We start from the raw sequence: 16,104 nt of genomic DNA on the forward strand, positions 1-16,104 counted from the left end.
TTGACCTCCCATGGCTGGGCAAAACAGTACCGTGACGTGCCCTGATGCCGTCACCACCCCCGTCGACACCCCGTCCAGGGGCGTCCGATGAAGATCCTCACCACCACCCGCCGCGGCCTCAGCAGCCCCATCCGCCTGGCCTGGTTCCTCGTCCTCGCGATGATGCTCGCCGCCGCAGCCTGGTCCATCAGCCACCAGCTCATCGGCTGGGGCATGGCCCCCTGGCTCGCCTACGGCCTCTCCCTCATGTTCGACGCCGCCGGCCTCATCTGCGCCGAGTACGCCCGCCGCGCCGTCGAGCGCAACACCCCCGCCGGCCTGCCCCGCCTCGCCACCGTCGGCTTCGTCGCCGTCTCCGGCGTCCTGAACTACAACCACGGCTACACCATCGCCGGACTGCCCGCGGCCGCCGGACTCGCCTCCGTGTCGGCCGCCGTCGAGCTGCTCTTCGAGCTGCACCGCCGCGACGTCCGCGATGAGCAGCGCGCCGAGCGCGGGCTGGTGGCCGAGCGGCTGCCGCACATCCCGGTGATCGGCTGGCTGATGTACCCGGTGAGGTCCTGGCGGACGCTCCGCGAGGCAGTCGGCGTGCGGCTGGACAATCTCGACCCGATGTCGGCCGTCACCACCCCGGTGACCAGCGTCATCGCCCGTACGGATGCCCCGGTGACGGCTCCCGTCGCCGCCCCGGTGACACCCGTCTTGCAGGCTGCGCCTGCTGCCGCCCCTGTCTCGCTGCCGGCCGAGCCCGCGCCCGTCGCGGCCGCGCCCGTGCAGCCCCAACCGGGTCCCACCCTGGCCGCGCTGCCCCTCTACACCGGTCCGGACGCCGCGGCCCTCACCGCGATCCGCACCCTGTACGTGACCGGCTTCCGGCCTGGCACGCAGCAGATGCAGGAAGCCGTCTTCCAGGCCACCGGTGTCCGGCCGTCCGGCGCCACCTGCCGCGGGAACTATCGCAAGCAGATCGAGGCCGTAGAGCCCGGTCTCGCCCAGCTGCCCGCAGCGCCCACCACCCTGCGCACCGCCTGACCTGGGAGACCCCCCGTGCTGCTGCTCACCTTCGGGTGGGCCTCGGTCGCGGTGCTCGCTGCCCTCGGGCTGCGCGCTGTGCTGCGCCGTGACCCCGCCCATCCCATCGCCGTCATCGCCCCCACCGCCCTCGCCTGGGTCGCCGTCATCGTCACCCTGGCGGCGCACCATGGCTGACCTGTCTTGGCTCCGCCTCGGCTACAACGGCACCGCCCTGGCGGCCGGCGTCGCCGCCCTGCCGCTCTATCGGCCGGTCCTCGCGGTGGCCGGTGACGAGTACGGCGTCGCCCTGGCCCTCATGGTGGCCGCCGCGCTGGTCGACCGCCGGTGGCACTGCTGGCCCACCCGCGCGCTGCTCGCCACCACGCTGGCCGGCCTCGCCCTCACCTGGCCCGTCCTCGGGCCCACCCTCACTTGGCTCACCGGAGCGCACTCATGATCGTCACCCTCGGCTGCATCCTCCTCGGCGTCCTCGCCTCCCTGCCCGTCCTCGTCCCATGGTGGCGCGGCGGCAAAGGCTCAGCCGCCCCAGTGGGCAAGGGCAAGGGCGCAGCGCCGGCGGCCGCCGGCCGGTCCCGAGACGTCAAGTCCCTGATCCCGTGGATCGCCTCGTTCTGCGTCGGGGCGCTCGCCTCCACCTGCTCCGGCGGCGTCATCGGCAACGCCGGCCGGTGGATCGTCGCCCGGTCCGGCAGCGGGGGAGACACCGTCATCCGCGTGCTGACCGGTGCCCCGTCACAGTCCGCGGTCCGGTCGTCGGCCGGGGTCATGACCGCCGGGGCGGCAGTGCTCTACATCGCCGCGATCGTCACGCTCTACCTGGTCGCCAAGAAGGCCGACAAGGGCACCCGTCTGAAGATCCTGTCCGGCGCGTACTCGGGGATCACCCTCGGTGGTGCGAACGGCATTGCCGGACTCGTCGCCGCTGCGCTGCTCCCGGCGCTGACCTCCGGCGGCGGCATGCTCTCCGGGACCGTTCTGTGAAGGCACTGCGACGGGCGCTGGACCGGTTCGGCCGAGGTGTACCCGCGGTGCTGTGGCGGATCGTGGAGTGGCCGGGCAGGGGGAGGGCTGGAAGGCGCGTGCCTGGCGCACGGGGTGGCTGGCGTTCTGGCTGTGGGCTGGTTGGCGGATGGTCGAGCGGTCTCGTCCGACCATGGCGGTGCTGGCCGTCGCGCTGTTGGTCGCCGGGTGGCGGGCTGAGGGAGCAGCAGCGGAGGCCGAGGGCGATGTCGAGGAGCCCGAGGAGCAGCCGGCCGCGCCGGTCGAGGAGCAGCGGGCGTACGTCCTCGGCGTCATCCGCGGGCTGATCGGGGACCGCACCGGCGTCCACGTGACCGACATCCGCGACGCCCTCGTCGACCGCGGATCGATCCCCGCCGGGCTGCGCACCTCCACGGTCCGACTGTCGCTGGAGCGCCTCGGGATCCCCGTCCGCGATCAGCTCAACCTCGGCCGCACGAACCGGCCGGGCGTCCACGCCGCGGACCTCGCCGCGGCCGGTGGGGGAGAGGCCGTGCCCACTCCCCCGCACCTGGTCCTCATCCGAGACACCGGTAGCTCAGCCGCGTAACCAGCGGAAACCTACCTACCTACCCGCCTACTCCCCCACCGGGGGAGGGGCGGAGACTCCCGGGCGGCCGCCACGCCGGCAAGCTCCGCGGCCGCCCGGGTCCATCCCGCATCACACGAGACGGAGATCATCATGGCCATTTGGTCCCGCACTTCCAAGACCCCGCAGGACACGCAGCACCACCTCGACGGTGAGGTGTCCAAGTGGCAGGGCATCGCCGAGGGGCGCCGTATGGAGGCGTCCGCGACGGACAACCCGGCTGAGGCGGCCCGGCTGCGGAGGAAGGCGAAGGACGCGGACGGGAAGGCCCGCGACGCTGCCAAGGTCGCCCGGCGGTCCCGCTGGGGACTGTGACCCGACCTGACCGGCCCGCCCCGACTGCCTGCCGGGTCGGGCCCACCCGCGAGAGGATGACCCCCATGAGCGCACCCGACCCGCATGACCCGTACGAGCTGCGGGCCCGCGTGCTCCGCCTCATGGCCGCCCGCATCCGTCAGTTCGCCGCCGAGCTGGACATGTGCGCCGCCGCAGCCCGGGCGACGGGCGGCATGCGCCGCTTCGCCGCCGCAATGGCCGCCGGGGAAGCCCGCGATGTGGCGCAGCATCCGGACCTGGCCGAGTTGAACGTGCAGATGGACGGCTACTACGGGGGTCCGGCGTGAGCGATGACCTGGTGGCGTTCCTGCGGGCCCGCCTCGACGACGACGAGCAAACCGCCCGAGCAGCTGGTGGGCGAGGTCAGCAAGCATGGGAGACCGACTTCAGCGGCGAAGACCCGCTCGGTTTGCCATCATGGCCAGCCGTCGTGCGGTACACCACGGACGGCAGATTGCGCGGCGCGGTGGCACATCTGCCCGTCATGGAAGAGCGGTCTGAAGACCGCATGGCGCACATCGCCCGGCACGACCCCCGGCGGGTGCTGGCCGAGGTCGACGCCAAACGGCGCATCATCGCCGAGTACGAGGCGAACTCGGTGGACGAGTGGCCGCTGTTCCCGCTCTTCTGCCTGGCCCTGCCCTACGCCTCGCACCCCGACTACCGGCCCGAGTGGGCACCCGACGCCTGACCGCTGCCGGCACACGGAGGCCCCGCCAGACCAACAGGCTGGCGGGGCCTCTGCGTTGTCAGAACCCGGCGATGGCGCGATCGGCGTGAATGCCCTCGCGCAGTTGGTCCAGCACCGCCAGGATCGCGGCGCTTTCACGGCGTTCCTCCGGTACGGCTTCGGTGACGTGACTGAGGTCGATGTCACCCACGCCAGCCGTGTGCACGAGATGTTGCCCGCACTGAGCTGTTCCCTCCCACAGCGTCACAGCGCGCAACCACACCCCCTCACGAATGCAGGGGGCGCACCATCCGAACGGGGTGGGGACGGGTCTGGGGTCATCGATCGCTCGGCTCATGGCGCCGCACCATACTCGCCGACCCACTGTGACACGCAGATATTGCGGATCCCGGTAGGCCCGTTCATGTGCTGAGCCGCATAATCGAGGAGCATTCATTCGCTGAGCGCATGGGAACATGGCCGCCAGGAGGTGACCATGGCCAACCCCAACCAGGACGGCCGCGACGGCTGGGGCCGCTACACCCGCACCCTCGAAGCAGCCCAACGCCGCGCCAACGCCCTCGAACTCCGCTCCCACGGACTCACCTACGACCAGATCGCCGAACACCTCGGCATCAGCAAGTCCGCCGCCTTCGAGACCGTGCAACAGGGCCTGGCCGACACCGTCGCCGAACCAGCCGCCGCCGCCCGCAAGCTGGAACTTGACCGCCTCGACGTCCTCTACCAGGCCGCGATGCGGGTCCTGGAGGCGCAGCACCTGACGGTCTCCCACGGCAAGGTCGTGCAGCACGACGGCGCCCCGCTGGAGGACGACGGCCCGGTCCTCAACGCCATCGACCGGCTGGTCCGCATCTCCGAGCGCCGCGCCCGCCTCCTCGGCCTCGACGCCCCCAACCGCGTGAGCGTGGACGCGGAGAAGCTCGGCGCGGAGATCCTCACCCTCCTCACCAACAACGCCCCCGACAGCGATCCCGGCGATGACGGCGACGCCTGACCTCGAAGCCGTCCGCGACCAGGTCGAGCAACTGATCCGCGCCGGCGACACCGTCCAGCTGCGCGCGATCCGGGACCGGGTCCGGGAGCACGTGGACCGGCAGGCCCTCGCCGTGCGCGCCGGCCGGTACGGCGCCGATCCGGTCGGCTGGGTCCGCGGGCGCCTCCGACAGGGCGTGTGGTCGAAGCAGGCGCAGATCATGGGGTCGGTGCGGGACCACCGCCGCACCGCGGTCCGGGCGTGCCACGGTGTAGGCAAGTCCCATGTGGCGTCGCTGATCGCCTGTTGGTGGCTGGACACCCATCCGCCCGGCGAGGCGTTCGTGGTGACCACCGCGCCGACGTTCGCCCAGGTGCGGGCGATCCTGTGGCGGTACATCCGCAAGCACCAGCGGGCGGGCAAGCTGCCCGGGCGCACCAACCAGACCGAGTGGGTCATCGGGGATGAGCTGGTGGCGTTCGGCCGCAAGCCCGGCGACCACGACGAGTCGGCGTTCCAGGGCATCCACGCGCGGTTCGTGCTGGTCATCATCGACGAGGCGTGCGGTGTCCCCGAGCAGCTGTGGATCGCGGCCGACGCGCTGACGACGAACGCGGACTGCCGGATCCTGGCGATCGGCAACCCCGACAACCCTGCCTCCCATTTCCGCAAGGTCTGCGCGCCGGGCTCCGGGTGGCACGTCATCGGCGTCTCGGCGTTCGACTCCCCGAACCTGACCGGCGAGGACGTCCCCGAGGCAACGGCGCTGGCGCTGGTGGGCCGGGAGTGGGTGGAGGAGAAAGCCGGGGAGTGGGGCGAGGACAACCCCCTCTACCGATCGAAGGTGCTGGGGGAGTTCTCCGAGGACGCACCCAACAAGGTGGTCCGCGGCTCGGACATCGCCCGCTGCCGGATCGGACCCGATGAGGCCCCGCCCGCTGAGCAGCTGCTCCCTGTCGAGCTGGGTGTGGACGTCGGCGGTGGTGGTGACGAGACGGTGATCCGGGAGCGGCGTGGCCGGCGGGCGGGCCGGGAGTGGCGGGCGCGTACGGATCGGCCGGAGAAGATCGCCCCGATGGTCATCCAGGCGATCAAGGAGACCGGCGCGACCGCCGTGAAGGTCGACAGCATCGGTGTGGGGTTCGGCGTGATCGGTGAGCTGCGGAACGCGGCCGGCCGCGGGGAGCACCGGGCGCAGATCATCGCGGTGAACGTGAGCGAGAGGGCCAGCGAGCCGGACAAGTTCAAGAACTTGCGGGCAGAGCTGTGGTGGGTGCTCGGCCGCGGCCTGTCGGAGCGGCAAGGCTGGGATCTGTCGGGGATGGACAACGCGGATACGACGGTGGCTCAGCTGCTGGAGCCGCGCTGGGATGTGGATGCTGCTGGGCGGATCCAGGTGGAGCCGAAGGACGACATCAAGAAGCGGGCGGGCCGGTCTCCGGACAATGCGGATGCGTTGCTGCTGGCGTTCTATGCCGGGGCTGTGCCTCGGGTGAGGTGGCTGTCGTGAGGACGGGAAGGGTTGCGGTGCGCGCCCTGAGGGCACTCCCCAGAATGAAGAATTTCCTGCCGATGATGCTTTTCACCGCAGGATTTGCTGTACTAGTCCTCGGTGTCGCGCAGATCTACGCCCCGGCAGCGTGGATCCTCGCAGGCATCGGGCTCATGGCGGTGGCGCTGCTGTAGCGAAGGGAGGGCGCTGTGGGACGAATCCTCAACGCCCTCCTCCCCACCACCACCCCCGTCCCCTTCGCCGCCCACGGCCAGCGCGCACCCCTCGGCATCCTCGGCGGCGGACTCGCCGGCGCCCGCGCCCAACTCCGCGCCATGGGCCAGGTCGGGACCCTCTTCTCCATCGTCAACCGCACCAGCACCAGCACCAGCCGGGTCAACTGGCGCCTGTACCGCAAGGCGAAGAGCGGCCGGCCCGAGGACCGCGTCGAGGTCACCTCACATGCGGCCCTGGACCTGTGGAACCGCCCGAACCGGTTCTTCACCCGGCAGGAGTTCGTCGAGACCGAGCAGCAGCACATCGACCTGACCGGCGAGGGCTGGTGGGTCCTCGCCCGCAGCCCGCGGTCCACGATCCCGCTGGAGATGTGGCCGGTCCGCCCGGACCGCATGGAGCCCGTTCCCGACCCGGAGCACTACCTGACCGGGTACATCTATACCAGCCCCGGCGGCGAGCGCGTCCCCCTCGGCCTGGATGAGGTCATCCAGATCCGCATGCCCAACCCCGAGGACGTCTACCGCGGCATGGGGCCGGTCCAGGCGATCCTCCACGACCTCGACGCCACCCGGTATTCGGCGGCCTGGAACGCCAACTTCTTCAGGAACTCGGCGGAGCCGGGCGGCATCGTCCAGGTCCCCAACAACCTCACCGACGAGGACTTCAACCAGCTCCGCGCCCGCTGGAACGAGCAGCACCGAGGCGTGGCGGCCGCCCACCGGGTGGCGATCCTCGAGGGCGGCATGCAGTGGATCGACCGCAAGCTCAGCCAGCGCGACATGCAGTTCGCCGAGCTCCGCGACGTCAGCTCGAAAGTGATCCGCGAGGCGTTCGGCATGCCCGCCTTCGCCCTCGGCGAGGTCCAGGACGTCAACCGTGCGAGCGCCGAGGCGTCGGACGTGTGGTTCGCCAAGGAGCTGACCGTCCCCCGCCTGGAGCGCTTCAAGGGCGCGCTGAACAACGACCTGCTGCCGATGTACGGTCCGACCGGCGAGGGCCTGGAGTTCGACTACGACACCCCCGTGCCCGCCGATCGTGAAGCGGACGCTGCCGACTTGACCTCCCGGGCCAATGCGGCATCCACGCTGATCGCGGTCGGTCTTGCCGCTGATGAGGTCCTGCCCGCGTGCGGGCTGCCGGACATGCGGTACGTCGGCCAGCGGCCGGAGAACACACCGCCCGCCCCGGCGCCAGCTGCTCGCAGGACTGCCGCCCGGCGCCCGGCCGACCCGTTCGCGGAGGCCCGCGCACGGCTCCTCGCAGCCTCCGACGACGCCGGCGACGCCGGCGACGCCGGCGACGCCGAGCTGGAGCACGTGCGGCAGCAGCACGACGCCGCCCTCACGGCGCTGCTGGCCAACTGGAGTGGCGTCGAAGAGGACTGGTACGCCGCCCTCTCGGACCAGATCCAGGCCGCGGTGGACGACGAGGACACCGCCGCGCTCGGCGCCCTGACGCTGGACACCGACCGGGCCGCGGGTGTGCTCCGCCAGGCGCTCGGCGCGATGGCGCAGCAGGGCGCTCAGCAGGTCGTGGATGAGGCCGCGGCGCAGGGCGTGAACATCACCGCGCCGGAGGCCGACCCGGCGCTCACCAACCGAGCCCCGGCGGTGCGCGCCTTCGGCGGCGAGCTGGTGGACATCGCCTCGGCGACCGCGCAGCTGCTCGCGTCCGGGATGACGGCCTCGGCGGCCTCCGAGGCGCTGCGCCTGTTCCGCCCGGGATCTGACGGCCGGGCCCTGGCCGGACGGGTCGTCGCGTTCCTGCGGGGCCTGAAGGGCCGGGCCCGCACCGATGTCCTCGGCGGGCTGCTGCACCGGGCGATGAATGCGGGCCGGCTGGCCGCTCTCGCTGAGGGGCCGGTCGCGGAGTACTTCGCCACCGAGGTCCACGACGCCAATGTGTGTGAGCCCTGCGCCAGCGTCGACGGCACCGAGTTCCCCGACCTGGCCGCAGCTGAAGCGGCGTACGGCGGCGGGGGCTACATCGACTGCCTCGGTGGGATCCGCTGCCGCGGCACCGTCCGGGCTGTGTGGGACCAGGAGGGCGAGAGCTGATGGACTGGATCACCAACCTCCGCGAGCGGGCCCCCGGCATGCGGCCCCAGGCCCCCACGGCCGCCGCCCGGCCCTGGTACAGCATCCGCAACGGCACCGGTGCAGAGACCGCCGAGGTGCTGCTCTACGACGAGATCGGCGGATGGTGGGGCACCCTCGCCGAGGACCTCGTCGCCGAGCTGCGCGCCATCACCGCGCCGAACATCACAGTCCGGATCAACAGCCCCGGCGGCAGCGTCTTCGACGGCATCAGCATCGCCAACGCGCTGCGGGCGCACCCGGCCGCCGTCACCGTGCAGGTCGACGGCCTCGCCGCGTCCATCGCGTCCGTCATCGCCCTGGCCGGGGACCGCCTCGTCATGGCCCCCAACAGCATGCTGATGATCCACGACGCGTCGGGCGGCTGCCTCGGCAACGCGGCGGACATGCAGCAGATGGCTGACCTGCTCGACAAGATCAGCGACAACATCGCCTCCGCCTACGCCTCTAAGGCAGGCGGGACGTCGGCGGACTGGCGCCAGATGATGCTCGCCGAGACCTGGTACAACGCCGACGAGGCCGTCGCGGCCGGGCTCGCTGACGAGGTGACCCCCAGCCGGGCCGCCGACGGCGACGACGAGCCGGAGATGCGCAACGCCTGGGACCTCAGCGTCTTCCGGTACGCCGGCCGCGAGCAGGCCCCCGCGCCGGCGAACCTCACCGCGCGGCCGGCGCAGCGCGTCCCCGCGCTGACCCTGGCCGCGGCCATCGCCACCACCCCGCCGCCGGCCACCGCAGCCGCCAGCGTGCTGGTGGACGCGGACGCGCAGCGGATCGGCGAAGCGGTCCTCTCGGCACTGTGCGGCGCAGCTCCCGAGACCGCTCCTCCGGCGCCCGGTGAGGGCCCGGCGCTGGAGGAGCAGCCCACCGACACCACCCCGGAGACGGCCGTCACCGACCCGTCACCGGACCCCGTTGACACCCCGTCCGACGCCCCCGTCGCCGCCGCCCCGAGCAGCGACGACGACCCGTCGACACCCGTCACCGACCAGGCCGCCCCCGATGGCGCGGCCGACGGGTGGGCAGCCATGGTCGCCCACCTGACCGCACCGTCGCCCGGCGCGGACGACGTGTTCGCCGCCCTGAAGGAGGCACTGCTGTGACCACACCCACGATCCCGCGCTCGTCCGACGAGCTCGCGGAGATGCTCGCCGACCCGGCGAAGCTCAAGGCCGTCATGAAGTCCAAGGACACCCTCAAGGACTTCATCCAGAACTACGCCAACAAGCAGCAGGGCGAGGGCACCGAACTGCAGCGCCTCGTCGACGAGGGCGTCCAGAAGGGCTTCGCGGACTTCCTCCGCGACAACGGCGCCGAGGACCTCAAGCGCCCCGACCTGCGGGCCGCCACCCCCGACCCGTACTCCTCGGTCGCCGCGAAGAACCACCAGGCACAGGGCCTGTACAACCGGCACGCCGAAGGCGCCAAGGTCGACGGCCTGTTCAACTCCTCTGGCGAGTTCTTCCAGGCCATCGCCCGCCGCAACGCCGCCGACGCCACCCCGGAGACGGCCGCGAAGCTCGCGCAGCTGAAGAACTTCAGCTCCGACATCCCCTCCGACGGCGGCTACCTCATCCCCGAGACGCTGCGCTCCGAGCTGCTCCGCGTCGCCCTGGAGACCGCGGTCGTCCGCCCGCGCGCCCGCGTCATCCCCATGGAGACCCTGCGGGTGCCGTTCCCCGCGATCGACTCCACCAGCAACGCCAACAGCGTGTACGGCGGCGTCGTCGGCTACTGGACCGAGGAGTCCGGGCAGCTCACCGAGTCTCAGGCGAAGTTCAGCCGCGTCGTCCTGGAGGCCCGCAAGCTCACCGCGTTCGCCAAGGTCCCGTCCGAGCTGATGCAGGACAGCCTCATCAGCTTCAGCGCCCTCATCGACCAGCTGTTCCCCGAGGCCCTGTCCTTCTTTGAGGACACCGCGTTCCTCACCGGCAACGGCGTCGGCCAGCCCCTCGGCGTCCTCAACGCCAACGCCGCGGTCTCCGTCACCCGCGCCGGCTCCGGCAACGACATCGACTTCATCGACGTCATCACCATGTACTCGCGGATGCTCCCGCAGTCCCTGTCCCGCGCAGCCTGGGTCGCCTCCATCGACACCTTCCCGAGCCTGGCACAGCTGGCCCTGACCCGCGGCACCGACGGCATCGCATCCCCGGCCATGTGGATGTCCAACGGCCAGGCCATCGGCGCCCCGCCGATGACCCTCCTCGGCCGCCCGGTCATCTTCACCGAGAAGACCCCGGCTTCCGGCACCGCCGGCGACCTCAGCCTCATCGACTTCGGGTTCTACCTCATCGGTGACCGGCAGGCCATGCAGGCCCGCCAGTCCGACGAGCGGTACTTCGAGACCGACGAGGTCGCCTTCCGAATCATCGAGCGGGTCGACGGCCGGCCGTGGCTCCAGTCCGCGATCACCCCCGCCAACGGCAGCAGCAACACGCTGTCCCCGATCGTCAAGCTCGCCTGACCAGGCGGAAAGGACACCTCAGCCATGGCCATGGAAGCACTCGGGCGCCTCGTCGACGCCTGCCTCGGCGCGGTCCCCGTCGACCTGTCGTCGGCCGCTGTCACCGGCAAGCGCGTCAAGCTCCGCGACGCGGGCGGCGTCACCATCCTCGTCATCAAGGCCGCAGGAACGGCGGGCGACGACCCCACCTTCACCCTGCAGCAGCACACCGCGGGCTCGGGCGGCACCAGCTCGAACCTGGCGGTCATCGACCACTACTACCTGAAGTCCGCGGCTACGCTCGCGGGTACGGAGGCCTGGGCCAAGGTCACCCAGGCTGCTGCGGCGACGATCGCCGACCCAGGCGGCGCGGGCACCTCGGCCGAGTCGCAGCAGATCATCGCGATCGAGGTCGACGCCGCGAGTCTGTCGGACGGGTTCACGCACGTGTCGCTGAACGTCGCGGACGTCGGCACGAACGCCCAGCTCGGCGCGATCCTCTACCTCCGGCGGGACCTGCACGTCGAGCGGTCGCCGGAAAAGCTGGCGGCGTCGCTGTGACGTGGGTCTGCCTGGACTGCACGACGGCTTTCGCAGTGGGGGTGCCCCTGTGCCCCCACTGCGGGTCGGAGCGCCACGCGGACGAGGGGTCGGCGGCAGCGCTCGGTGTGCGGGCCGGCGGCCGGATCGAGGAGGACACCATGCCGAAGATCACCCGCCACGGCGGGGCCACCGCGGGCGTCGAGGAGACGCCCGCCGTCGAGGGCGGTGAGCAGCCATCAGCTGGGAGCAGCTCCGAGACATCGCCCGAGAAGCCGCAGCGTTCGCCGAAGGAGAGCGGCAGCAGGGGCCGGTCGCGTGCCCTGAAGACGGAGAGCCCCTCCGCATCGGACGGGACGGACAGCTCTTCTGCCCGTTCGACGGATGGCGACCGGACGGCACCGTCGTCGGGCAGTGACGACGGCGAGGAGGACTGACATGGCGACCGTCACCGCGAAGGTCCTGTGCAGGCAGAAGGTCGAGACCGGCGAAGGCGACGCCCGCCAGGCGCTGGTGTCCTTCGAGGCCGACTACCAGGACGGCCGCAACAAGGAGTGGTCGATCTACACGCCGCACCTGGCTCTGAGCATGACGCTCAAGGGTGCAGCGGCCGACCTCTTCGAGCCGCACCAGGCCTACACCCTCACCTTCGAGCCCAGCACCGACTGACCAGCACAGCAACCAGCCCCGAGAGGAGGTGAACCGGCGATGACCACCCCGTTCTATGCGACCCGCGAGGACGTCCAGCAGGCGATGGACAGCAAGCTCACAGCCCGCGACAACGCGCGCATCGACCGCGCCCTGGAGGCCGCGACGCGCAGCGTTGAGGGGCTGTGCCACCGCCGGTTCTACCCCCAGCAGGGCACCCGCTCCTTCGACTGGCCCAACGGCCAGCGGGCGTTCCCGTGGCGGCTGTGGCTCGACGACAACGACCTCATCAGCGTGACCGAGCTGAGCAGCGGCGGCGTCGTCATCCCGCCCGACGAGTACTTCCTGCGCCGGGCCGACGACCGCGACGAACCCCCGTACACCTTCCTGGAGCTGAACATCGGCACGTCGGCGGCGTTCGGCGGCGGCGACACCTGGCAGCGGGACATCTCCATCACCGGCCTGTGGGGCTACAGCGCAGACACCGCCCCGGCCGGCGCCCTGGCGGCAGATGTCGACGCCACCATCGGCACCGTGCAGGTGACGGACTCCGCGGCCGCCGGCGTCGGGGACCTCCTCCAGATCGGCACGGAGCGGCTGATCGTCACCGGCAAGAGCATGGTGTCGACCGGGCAGACCTTGCAGGCCGACCTCACCGCAGCCGCCGCCTCCGTCACCGTGCAGGTCGACGACGGCACCGCCTTCGCCGAGGGCGAGACGATCCTGCTCGACGCCGAACGCATGCTCATCACCGACATCGCAGGCGACACCCTCATCGTCCGCCGAGCGTGGGACGGCTCCGTGCTCGCCACCCACACCAGCAGCACCATCTACGCCCCCCGCACCCTCCGGGTGAACCGCGGAGCCCTCGGCACCACCCCGGCCGCCCACACCACCAGCACCCCCGTGCTGCGACACCTGGTGCCCGGCCCGGTCCGCACCCTCGCCATCGCCGAAGCCCTCACCACCCTCCAGGGCGAGACCACCGGCTACGCCCGCACCCGCCGCACCGGCAACGGCCAGGCCGAGCGCGTGGTCAGCAGCTCCGGTGTCACAGACCTGCGGAGCCAGGTCTACGCCTCTCACGGCCGCAAGGCCCGCCTGAGGGGGGTGTGAGCCATGGACGTCGAGGTCAACGCCGCCGGCCCGCTGTTCACCGGCACTGCGTCCGCGATGGTCACCCGCTGGACCGCTGCCGCCGGTGAGGAGCTGGCGCAGTGGGCGGATGACGAGGTCCACCGCGTCCTCGGCCAGGTCCTCCAACACCCCACCGGCTACTACGAGTCCCAGGTGAGGGTGGACCGGCAGGGCCCTGACCGCTTCGCCATCACCGACGGTGGTGTCGTCTACGGCCCGTGGCTGGAGGGCATCGGGTCCCGCAACTACCCGACCACCCGCTTCAAGGGCTACTCGACGTTCCGCCGAGTGAAGCAGCGTGTCGAGGCCCGCGCGGACCGCACCTTCCGCGCCGCCATCAAGGCGAGGGAGCTCTGACATGGCACTCGATGTCCAGGGCATCGTCGATGCGGTCGCGTCCCACGTGCTCGCGTCCGGCCTCTTCGAGCAGGTCAACGGCCACGAACCCAAGGCGGCTCCGGGCAGCGGCCTCACAGCCGCCGTGTGGGTGCAGCGCCTCGGCTCCGTTCCGTCGTCTGGCCTGGCGTCCAGCTCCGCGCGGCTGGTCCTCAACGTCCGCGCCTACAGCCCGCTCACCCAGCAGCCCGAGGACGCCATCGACCCTGCGCTCACTTCCGCCATCGACACGCTGATGGCGGCCTACAACGGCGACTTCACGCTGGGCGGCTTGGCCAGGCAGGTCGACGTCTTCGGCATCCACGGCATCGGGCTGGACGCCCAGGCGGGCTACCTGGAGCAGGACGGGGCCGTCTTCAGGGTCTTCACCATCGTCCTGCCCCTCATCGTCAACGACCTTTGGGAGCAGGTGGCATAGATGGCCAAGCAGGGCGGGCTCGGAGACAACCTGTACGTCGCGGGGGTGAACCTCTCCGGCGACATCGGGGCGCTCGGCAACATCGGCGGCGGCCCGGCCAGCACCCAGGACGTCACCGGCATCGACAAGTCCGCGTTCGAGCGGATCGGTCTGCTGCGGGACGGCCGGATCGAATACAGCGCCTACTTCAACCCGGCCCTGACCGGCTCAGCGCACGCGGTGCTGTCTGCGCTGCCCACCACCGACGTGATCCTCACCTACTGCCGAGGCACCACCCTGGGCAGCCCCGCGGCCTGCCTGAACGCCAAGCAGGCCAACTACGACGGCACCCGCGGTCAGGACGGCTCCTTCACCTTCGCCGTGCAGGCCCAGGCCAACGGCTACGGCCTGGAGTGGGGGAACCTGCTCACCGCCGGCCTGCGCACCGATGGAGCGGCCACCAATGGGACCAGCTTCGACACCGCCGCCGCCCTGTCCTTCGGCGCTCAGGCGTACCTCCAGGTCAGCGCGTTCACCGGCACCGACGCCACCGTGAAGATCCAGGACTCGGCAGACAACACGACGTTCGCCGACGTCGCCGGGCTCTCCTTCACGCAGATCACGGCCGCGCCCGGCGCGCAGCGGATCGCCGTCGCGAACACCACGACGATCCGCCGCTACGTGCGGGCCGTGACCGCGACCACGGGCGGCTTCACGGTGCTCACGTTCGCCGTGGTCATCAACAAGAACACGATCGCGGGGGTGACGTTCTGATGCCGAGGTTCGACCCCGCGATGCCCGTCGAGGCCTACCAGACCTACAGCATCCGCCAGCCCCGCGACACCACCATCGTCGCTGCATGCGAACAGGTCGGCTGCGAGGCCTGGCAACGCGGCTGGCAGTCCGTCATCGACGAGCGCACCGACCTCGGCCAGCGGCAGGCCGCGTACATCCGCGCCCAGTCCGGGCGGACGTTCTGCGAACGCCGCACGGGTTCCGGGCTCACGGTCTTCGAGTTCGACAGCGGACAGCGGTGCTTCCAGGAGCACCGCACCCGGCCGCAGCTCTTTGCCGTGCGGGACGGCGACTGGCGGGGCAACCCAACCGGCCGCCACCGACAGCACACCCGGGCCCAGGACTGGGTGGAGGACTTCGGTGAGCACCAGCAGCTCATCGCCGACCAGCAGCAGAAGGGATGACCCATCATGGCGAAGACCAGCGGCCTCGGATGGACGACATGCTCGGTGGACGATGCGTCCGGCACCGCGCAGGCCATCGTGAACGACGTCACCAACCTCCAGTTCGCCACACCGCGCGCTGTGCAGGACGTGACCGGGATCAACAAGAGCGCGATGGAGCGGCTGCTCCTGCTCGCCGACTTCAGCATCACGCTGAACCTCGTCTTCGACCCGGCCTCCAACATGGCGCACGACGTCTTCAAGACCGTGCCGTCCACTTCCGTGGCGCGGACGACGACCCTGACCGTGGCCGGCAAGACCCTCGCCAACGAGGTGCTCTACACCGACTACCCGCTGAGCCGCTCCAACTCGGGTGAGCTCACCGCAGCCGTGCCGGGTGTCCTGGCCGACGGCACCGTTCCGACCTGGAGCTGACACTCCCGCGCACCCACAGAAAGGACCCCTGACGTGGGATTCAAGGTCAAGCGGAAGACCTACAAGCTGGTCTGGCAGGAGGGACACGACCTCGAGGGCCTGGAGGTCATGGTCCGGAGCTTGGATACCGGCCAGTTCCTCAAGCTCACCGGCGCCCGGGCTGACCGTGACGCCGGCGGTGAGCAGGAGGAGAACGGCACCCGCCGCATGCTCGACATGCTCGCCGCCAACCTCGTCTCCTGGAACGCCGAGGACGAGGACGGGCAGCCGATCCCCGCCACCATCGACGGCATCCTCGCCCAGGACGTCGCCTTCAACGTCGCCGTCATCGACGCGTGGACCGAGGCCATCAACGGAGTGCCCGCCCCTTTGTCGCAGACCTCCAGCGATGGGCAGCCGTCCCTGGAGGCGTCGATTCCGATGGAAACCCCCTCCGAGAGCCTGGCGAGCTGATCTAC

25 protein-coding genes are annotated in these 16,104 nt (G+C 71.1%); 24 read left to right on the top strand and 1 reads right to left on the bottom strand.

Annotated elements, in window-relative coordinates:
* Window positions 1-87 precede the first annotated feature (87 nt).
* The 8 genes from AB0761_RS27990 (at window position 88) to AB0761_RS28025 (ending at window position 3,671) form a co-directional block, all read left to right on the top strand.
* Window positions 88-1,032 (top strand): DUF2637 domain-containing protein, encoded by a 945-nt coding sequence (locus AB0761_RS27990; protein WP_377271905.1) that lies wholly within the window; start codon window positions 88-90, stop codon window positions 1,030-1,032.
* Between the two features lie 15 nt (window positions 1,033-1,047).
* Window positions 1,048-1,209, top strand: coding sequence for a hypothetical protein (locus AB0761_RS27995; protein WP_377271906.1), 162 nt, complete (start codon window positions 1,048-1,050; stop codon window positions 1,207-1,209).
* Entirely contained in the window at window positions 1,202-1,471 is a 270-nt protein-coding gene (locus AB0761_RS28000) for a hypothetical protein (RefSeq protein ID WP_377271907.1), read from the top strand. Before AB0761_RS27995 ends, AB0761_RS28000 begins: the two co-directional genes overlap by 8 nt.
* Window positions 1,468-2,016 (top strand): hypothetical protein, encoded by a 549-nt coding sequence (locus AB0761_RS28005; protein WP_377271909.1) that lies wholly within the window; start codon window positions 1,468-1,470, stop codon window positions 2,014-2,016. The genes AB0761_RS28000 and AB0761_RS28005 overlap by 4 nt, the downstream gene beginning before the upstream one ends.
* A 52-nt stretch (window positions 2,017-2,068) precedes the next feature.
* A complete protein-coding gene (locus AB0761_RS28010) occupies window positions 2,069-2,605 on the top strand; it encodes a hypothetical protein (RefSeq protein ID WP_377271910.1) in 537 nt (178 codons plus the stop codon).
* A 132-nt stretch (window positions 2,606-2,737) separates the two neighbouring features.
* A complete protein-coding gene (locus tag AB0761_RS28015; RefSeq protein ID WP_377271911.1) occupies window positions 2,738-2,959 on the top strand; it encodes a hypothetical protein in 222 nt (73 codons plus the stop codon).
* A 65-nt stretch (window positions 2,960-3,024) separates the two neighbouring features.
* Window positions 3,025-3,267: a hypothetical protein gene (locus AB0761_RS28020; RefSeq protein WP_377271912.1), complete on the top strand. Its 243-nt coding sequence runs from the start codon at window positions 3,025-3,027 to the stop codon at window positions 3,265-3,267.
* Between the two features lie 11 nt (window positions 3,268-3,278).
* Window positions 3,279-3,671 carry a DUF6221 family protein gene (locus AB0761_RS28025; RefSeq protein WP_377274356.1) on the top strand — a complete coding sequence of 131 codons (393 nt, stop codon included), beginning with the start codon at window positions 3,279-3,281 and terminating at the stop codon, window positions 3,669-3,671.
* A 58-nt stretch (window positions 3,672-3,729) separates the two neighbouring features.
* On the opposite strand, the gene AB0761_RS28030 is transcribed toward AB0761_RS28025, so the two are convergent.
* Entirely contained in the window at window positions 3,730-3,861 is a 132-nt protein-coding gene (locus tag AB0761_RS28030) for a hypothetical protein (RefSeq protein ID WP_377271913.1), read from the bottom strand.
* Between the two features lie 285 nt (window positions 3,862-4,146).
* Between AB0761_RS28030 and AB0761_RS28035 the strand changes: the two genes are divergently transcribed.
* The 16 genes from AB0761_RS28035 to AB0761_RS28110 all read left to right on the top strand — a co-directional run bounded on the left by AB0761_RS28035 (window position 4,147) and on the right by AB0761_RS28110 (window position 16,099).
* Window positions 4,147-4,665: a helix-turn-helix domain-containing protein gene (locus tag AB0761_RS28035; protein WP_377271914.1), complete on the top strand. Its 519-nt coding sequence runs from the start codon at window positions 4,147-4,149 to the stop codon at window positions 4,663-4,665.
* Complete coding sequence (locus tag AB0761_RS28040; RefSeq protein WP_377271915.1) at window positions 4,649-6,154, top strand: hypothetical protein; 1,506 nt, start codon at window positions 4,649-4,651, stop codon at window positions 6,152-6,154. The genes AB0761_RS28035 and AB0761_RS28040 overlap by 17 nt, the downstream gene beginning before the upstream one ends.
* 44 nt (window positions 6,155-6,198) lie before the next feature.
* Window positions 6,199-6,330: a hypothetical protein gene (locus tag AB0761_RS28045; protein ID WP_377271916.1), complete on the top strand. Its 132-nt coding sequence runs from the start codon at window positions 6,199-6,201 to the stop codon at window positions 6,328-6,330.
* A gap of 15 nt (window positions 6,331-6,345) precedes the next feature.
* Window positions 6,346-8,430, top strand: a complete 2,085-nt coding sequence (locus AB0761_RS28050; protein ID WP_377271917.1) for a phage portal protein — start codon at window positions 6,346-6,348, stop codon at window positions 8,428-8,430.
* Window positions 8,430-9,572, top strand: coding sequence for a head maturation protease, ClpP-related (locus AB0761_RS28055; protein WP_377271918.1), 1,143 nt, complete (start codon window positions 8,430-8,432; stop codon window positions 9,570-9,572). The genes AB0761_RS28050 and AB0761_RS28055 overlap by 1 nt, the downstream gene beginning before the upstream one ends.
* On the top strand, window positions 9,569-10,936 hold the full coding sequence (locus tag AB0761_RS28060) for a phage major capsid protein (RefSeq protein WP_377271919.1): 1,368 nt from the start codon (window positions 9,569-9,571) through the stop codon (window positions 10,934-10,936). The genes AB0761_RS28055 and AB0761_RS28060 overlap by 4 nt, the downstream gene beginning before the upstream one ends.
* Window positions 10,937-10,960: 24 nt before the next feature.
* Entirely contained in the window at window positions 10,961-11,476 is a 516-nt protein-coding gene (locus tag AB0761_RS28065; RefSeq protein WP_377271920.1) for a hypothetical protein, read from the top strand.
* A gap of 140 nt (window positions 11,477-11,616) precedes the next feature.
* A complete protein-coding gene (locus AB0761_RS28070) occupies window positions 11,617-11,892 on the top strand; it encodes a hypothetical protein (RefSeq protein WP_377271921.1) in 276 nt (91 codons plus the stop codon).
* A 1-nt stretch (window position 11,893) separates the two neighbouring features.
* Window positions 11,894-12,124: a hypothetical protein gene (locus AB0761_RS28075; protein WP_377271922.1), complete on the top strand. Its 231-nt coding sequence runs from the start codon at window positions 11,894-11,896 to the stop codon at window positions 12,122-12,124.
* Window positions 12,125-12,163: 39 nt separating this feature from the next.
* Entirely contained in the window at window positions 12,164-13,219 is a 1,056-nt protein-coding gene (locus AB0761_RS28080; protein ID WP_377271923.1) for a hypothetical protein, read from the top strand.
* A gap of 3 nt (window positions 13,220-13,222) precedes the next feature.
* Complete coding sequence (locus tag AB0761_RS28085; RefSeq protein ID WP_377271924.1) at window positions 13,223-13,597, top strand: hypothetical protein; 375 nt, start codon at window positions 13,223-13,225, stop codon at window positions 13,595-13,597.
* Window position 13,598: 1 nt separating this feature from the next.
* A complete protein-coding gene (locus AB0761_RS28090; RefSeq protein WP_377271925.1) occupies window positions 13,599-14,054 on the top strand; it encodes a hypothetical protein in 456 nt (151 codons plus the stop codon).
* Entirely contained in the window at window positions 14,055-14,807 is a 753-nt protein-coding gene (locus AB0761_RS28095) for a hypothetical protein (RefSeq protein ID WP_377271926.1), read from the top strand.
* Window positions 14,807-15,232 (top strand): hypothetical protein, encoded by a 426-nt coding sequence (locus AB0761_RS28100; RefSeq protein WP_377271927.1) that lies wholly within the window; start codon window positions 14,807-14,809, stop codon window positions 15,230-15,232. Before AB0761_RS28095 ends, AB0761_RS28100 begins: the two co-directional genes overlap by 1 nt.
* A 6-nt stretch (window positions 15,233-15,238) precedes the next feature.
* Window positions 15,239-15,646 carry a hypothetical protein gene (locus AB0761_RS28105; protein ID WP_377271928.1) on the top strand — a complete coding sequence of 136 codons (408 nt, stop codon included), beginning with the start codon at window positions 15,239-15,241 and terminating at the stop codon, window positions 15,644-15,646.
* 33 nt (window positions 15,647-15,679) lie between these two features.
* Window positions 15,680-16,099: a hypothetical protein gene (locus tag AB0761_RS28110; RefSeq protein ID WP_377271929.1), complete on the top strand. Its 420-nt coding sequence runs from the start codon at window positions 15,680-15,682 to the stop codon at window positions 16,097-16,099.
* Window positions 16,100-16,104: the final 5 nt, after the last annotated feature.

The sequence above is a fragment of the Peterkaempfera podocarpi genome (assembly GCF_042466665.1).
Lineage (GTDB): Bacteria > Actinomycetota > Actinomycetes > Streptomycetales > Streptomycetaceae > Peterkaempfera > Peterkaempfera podocarpi.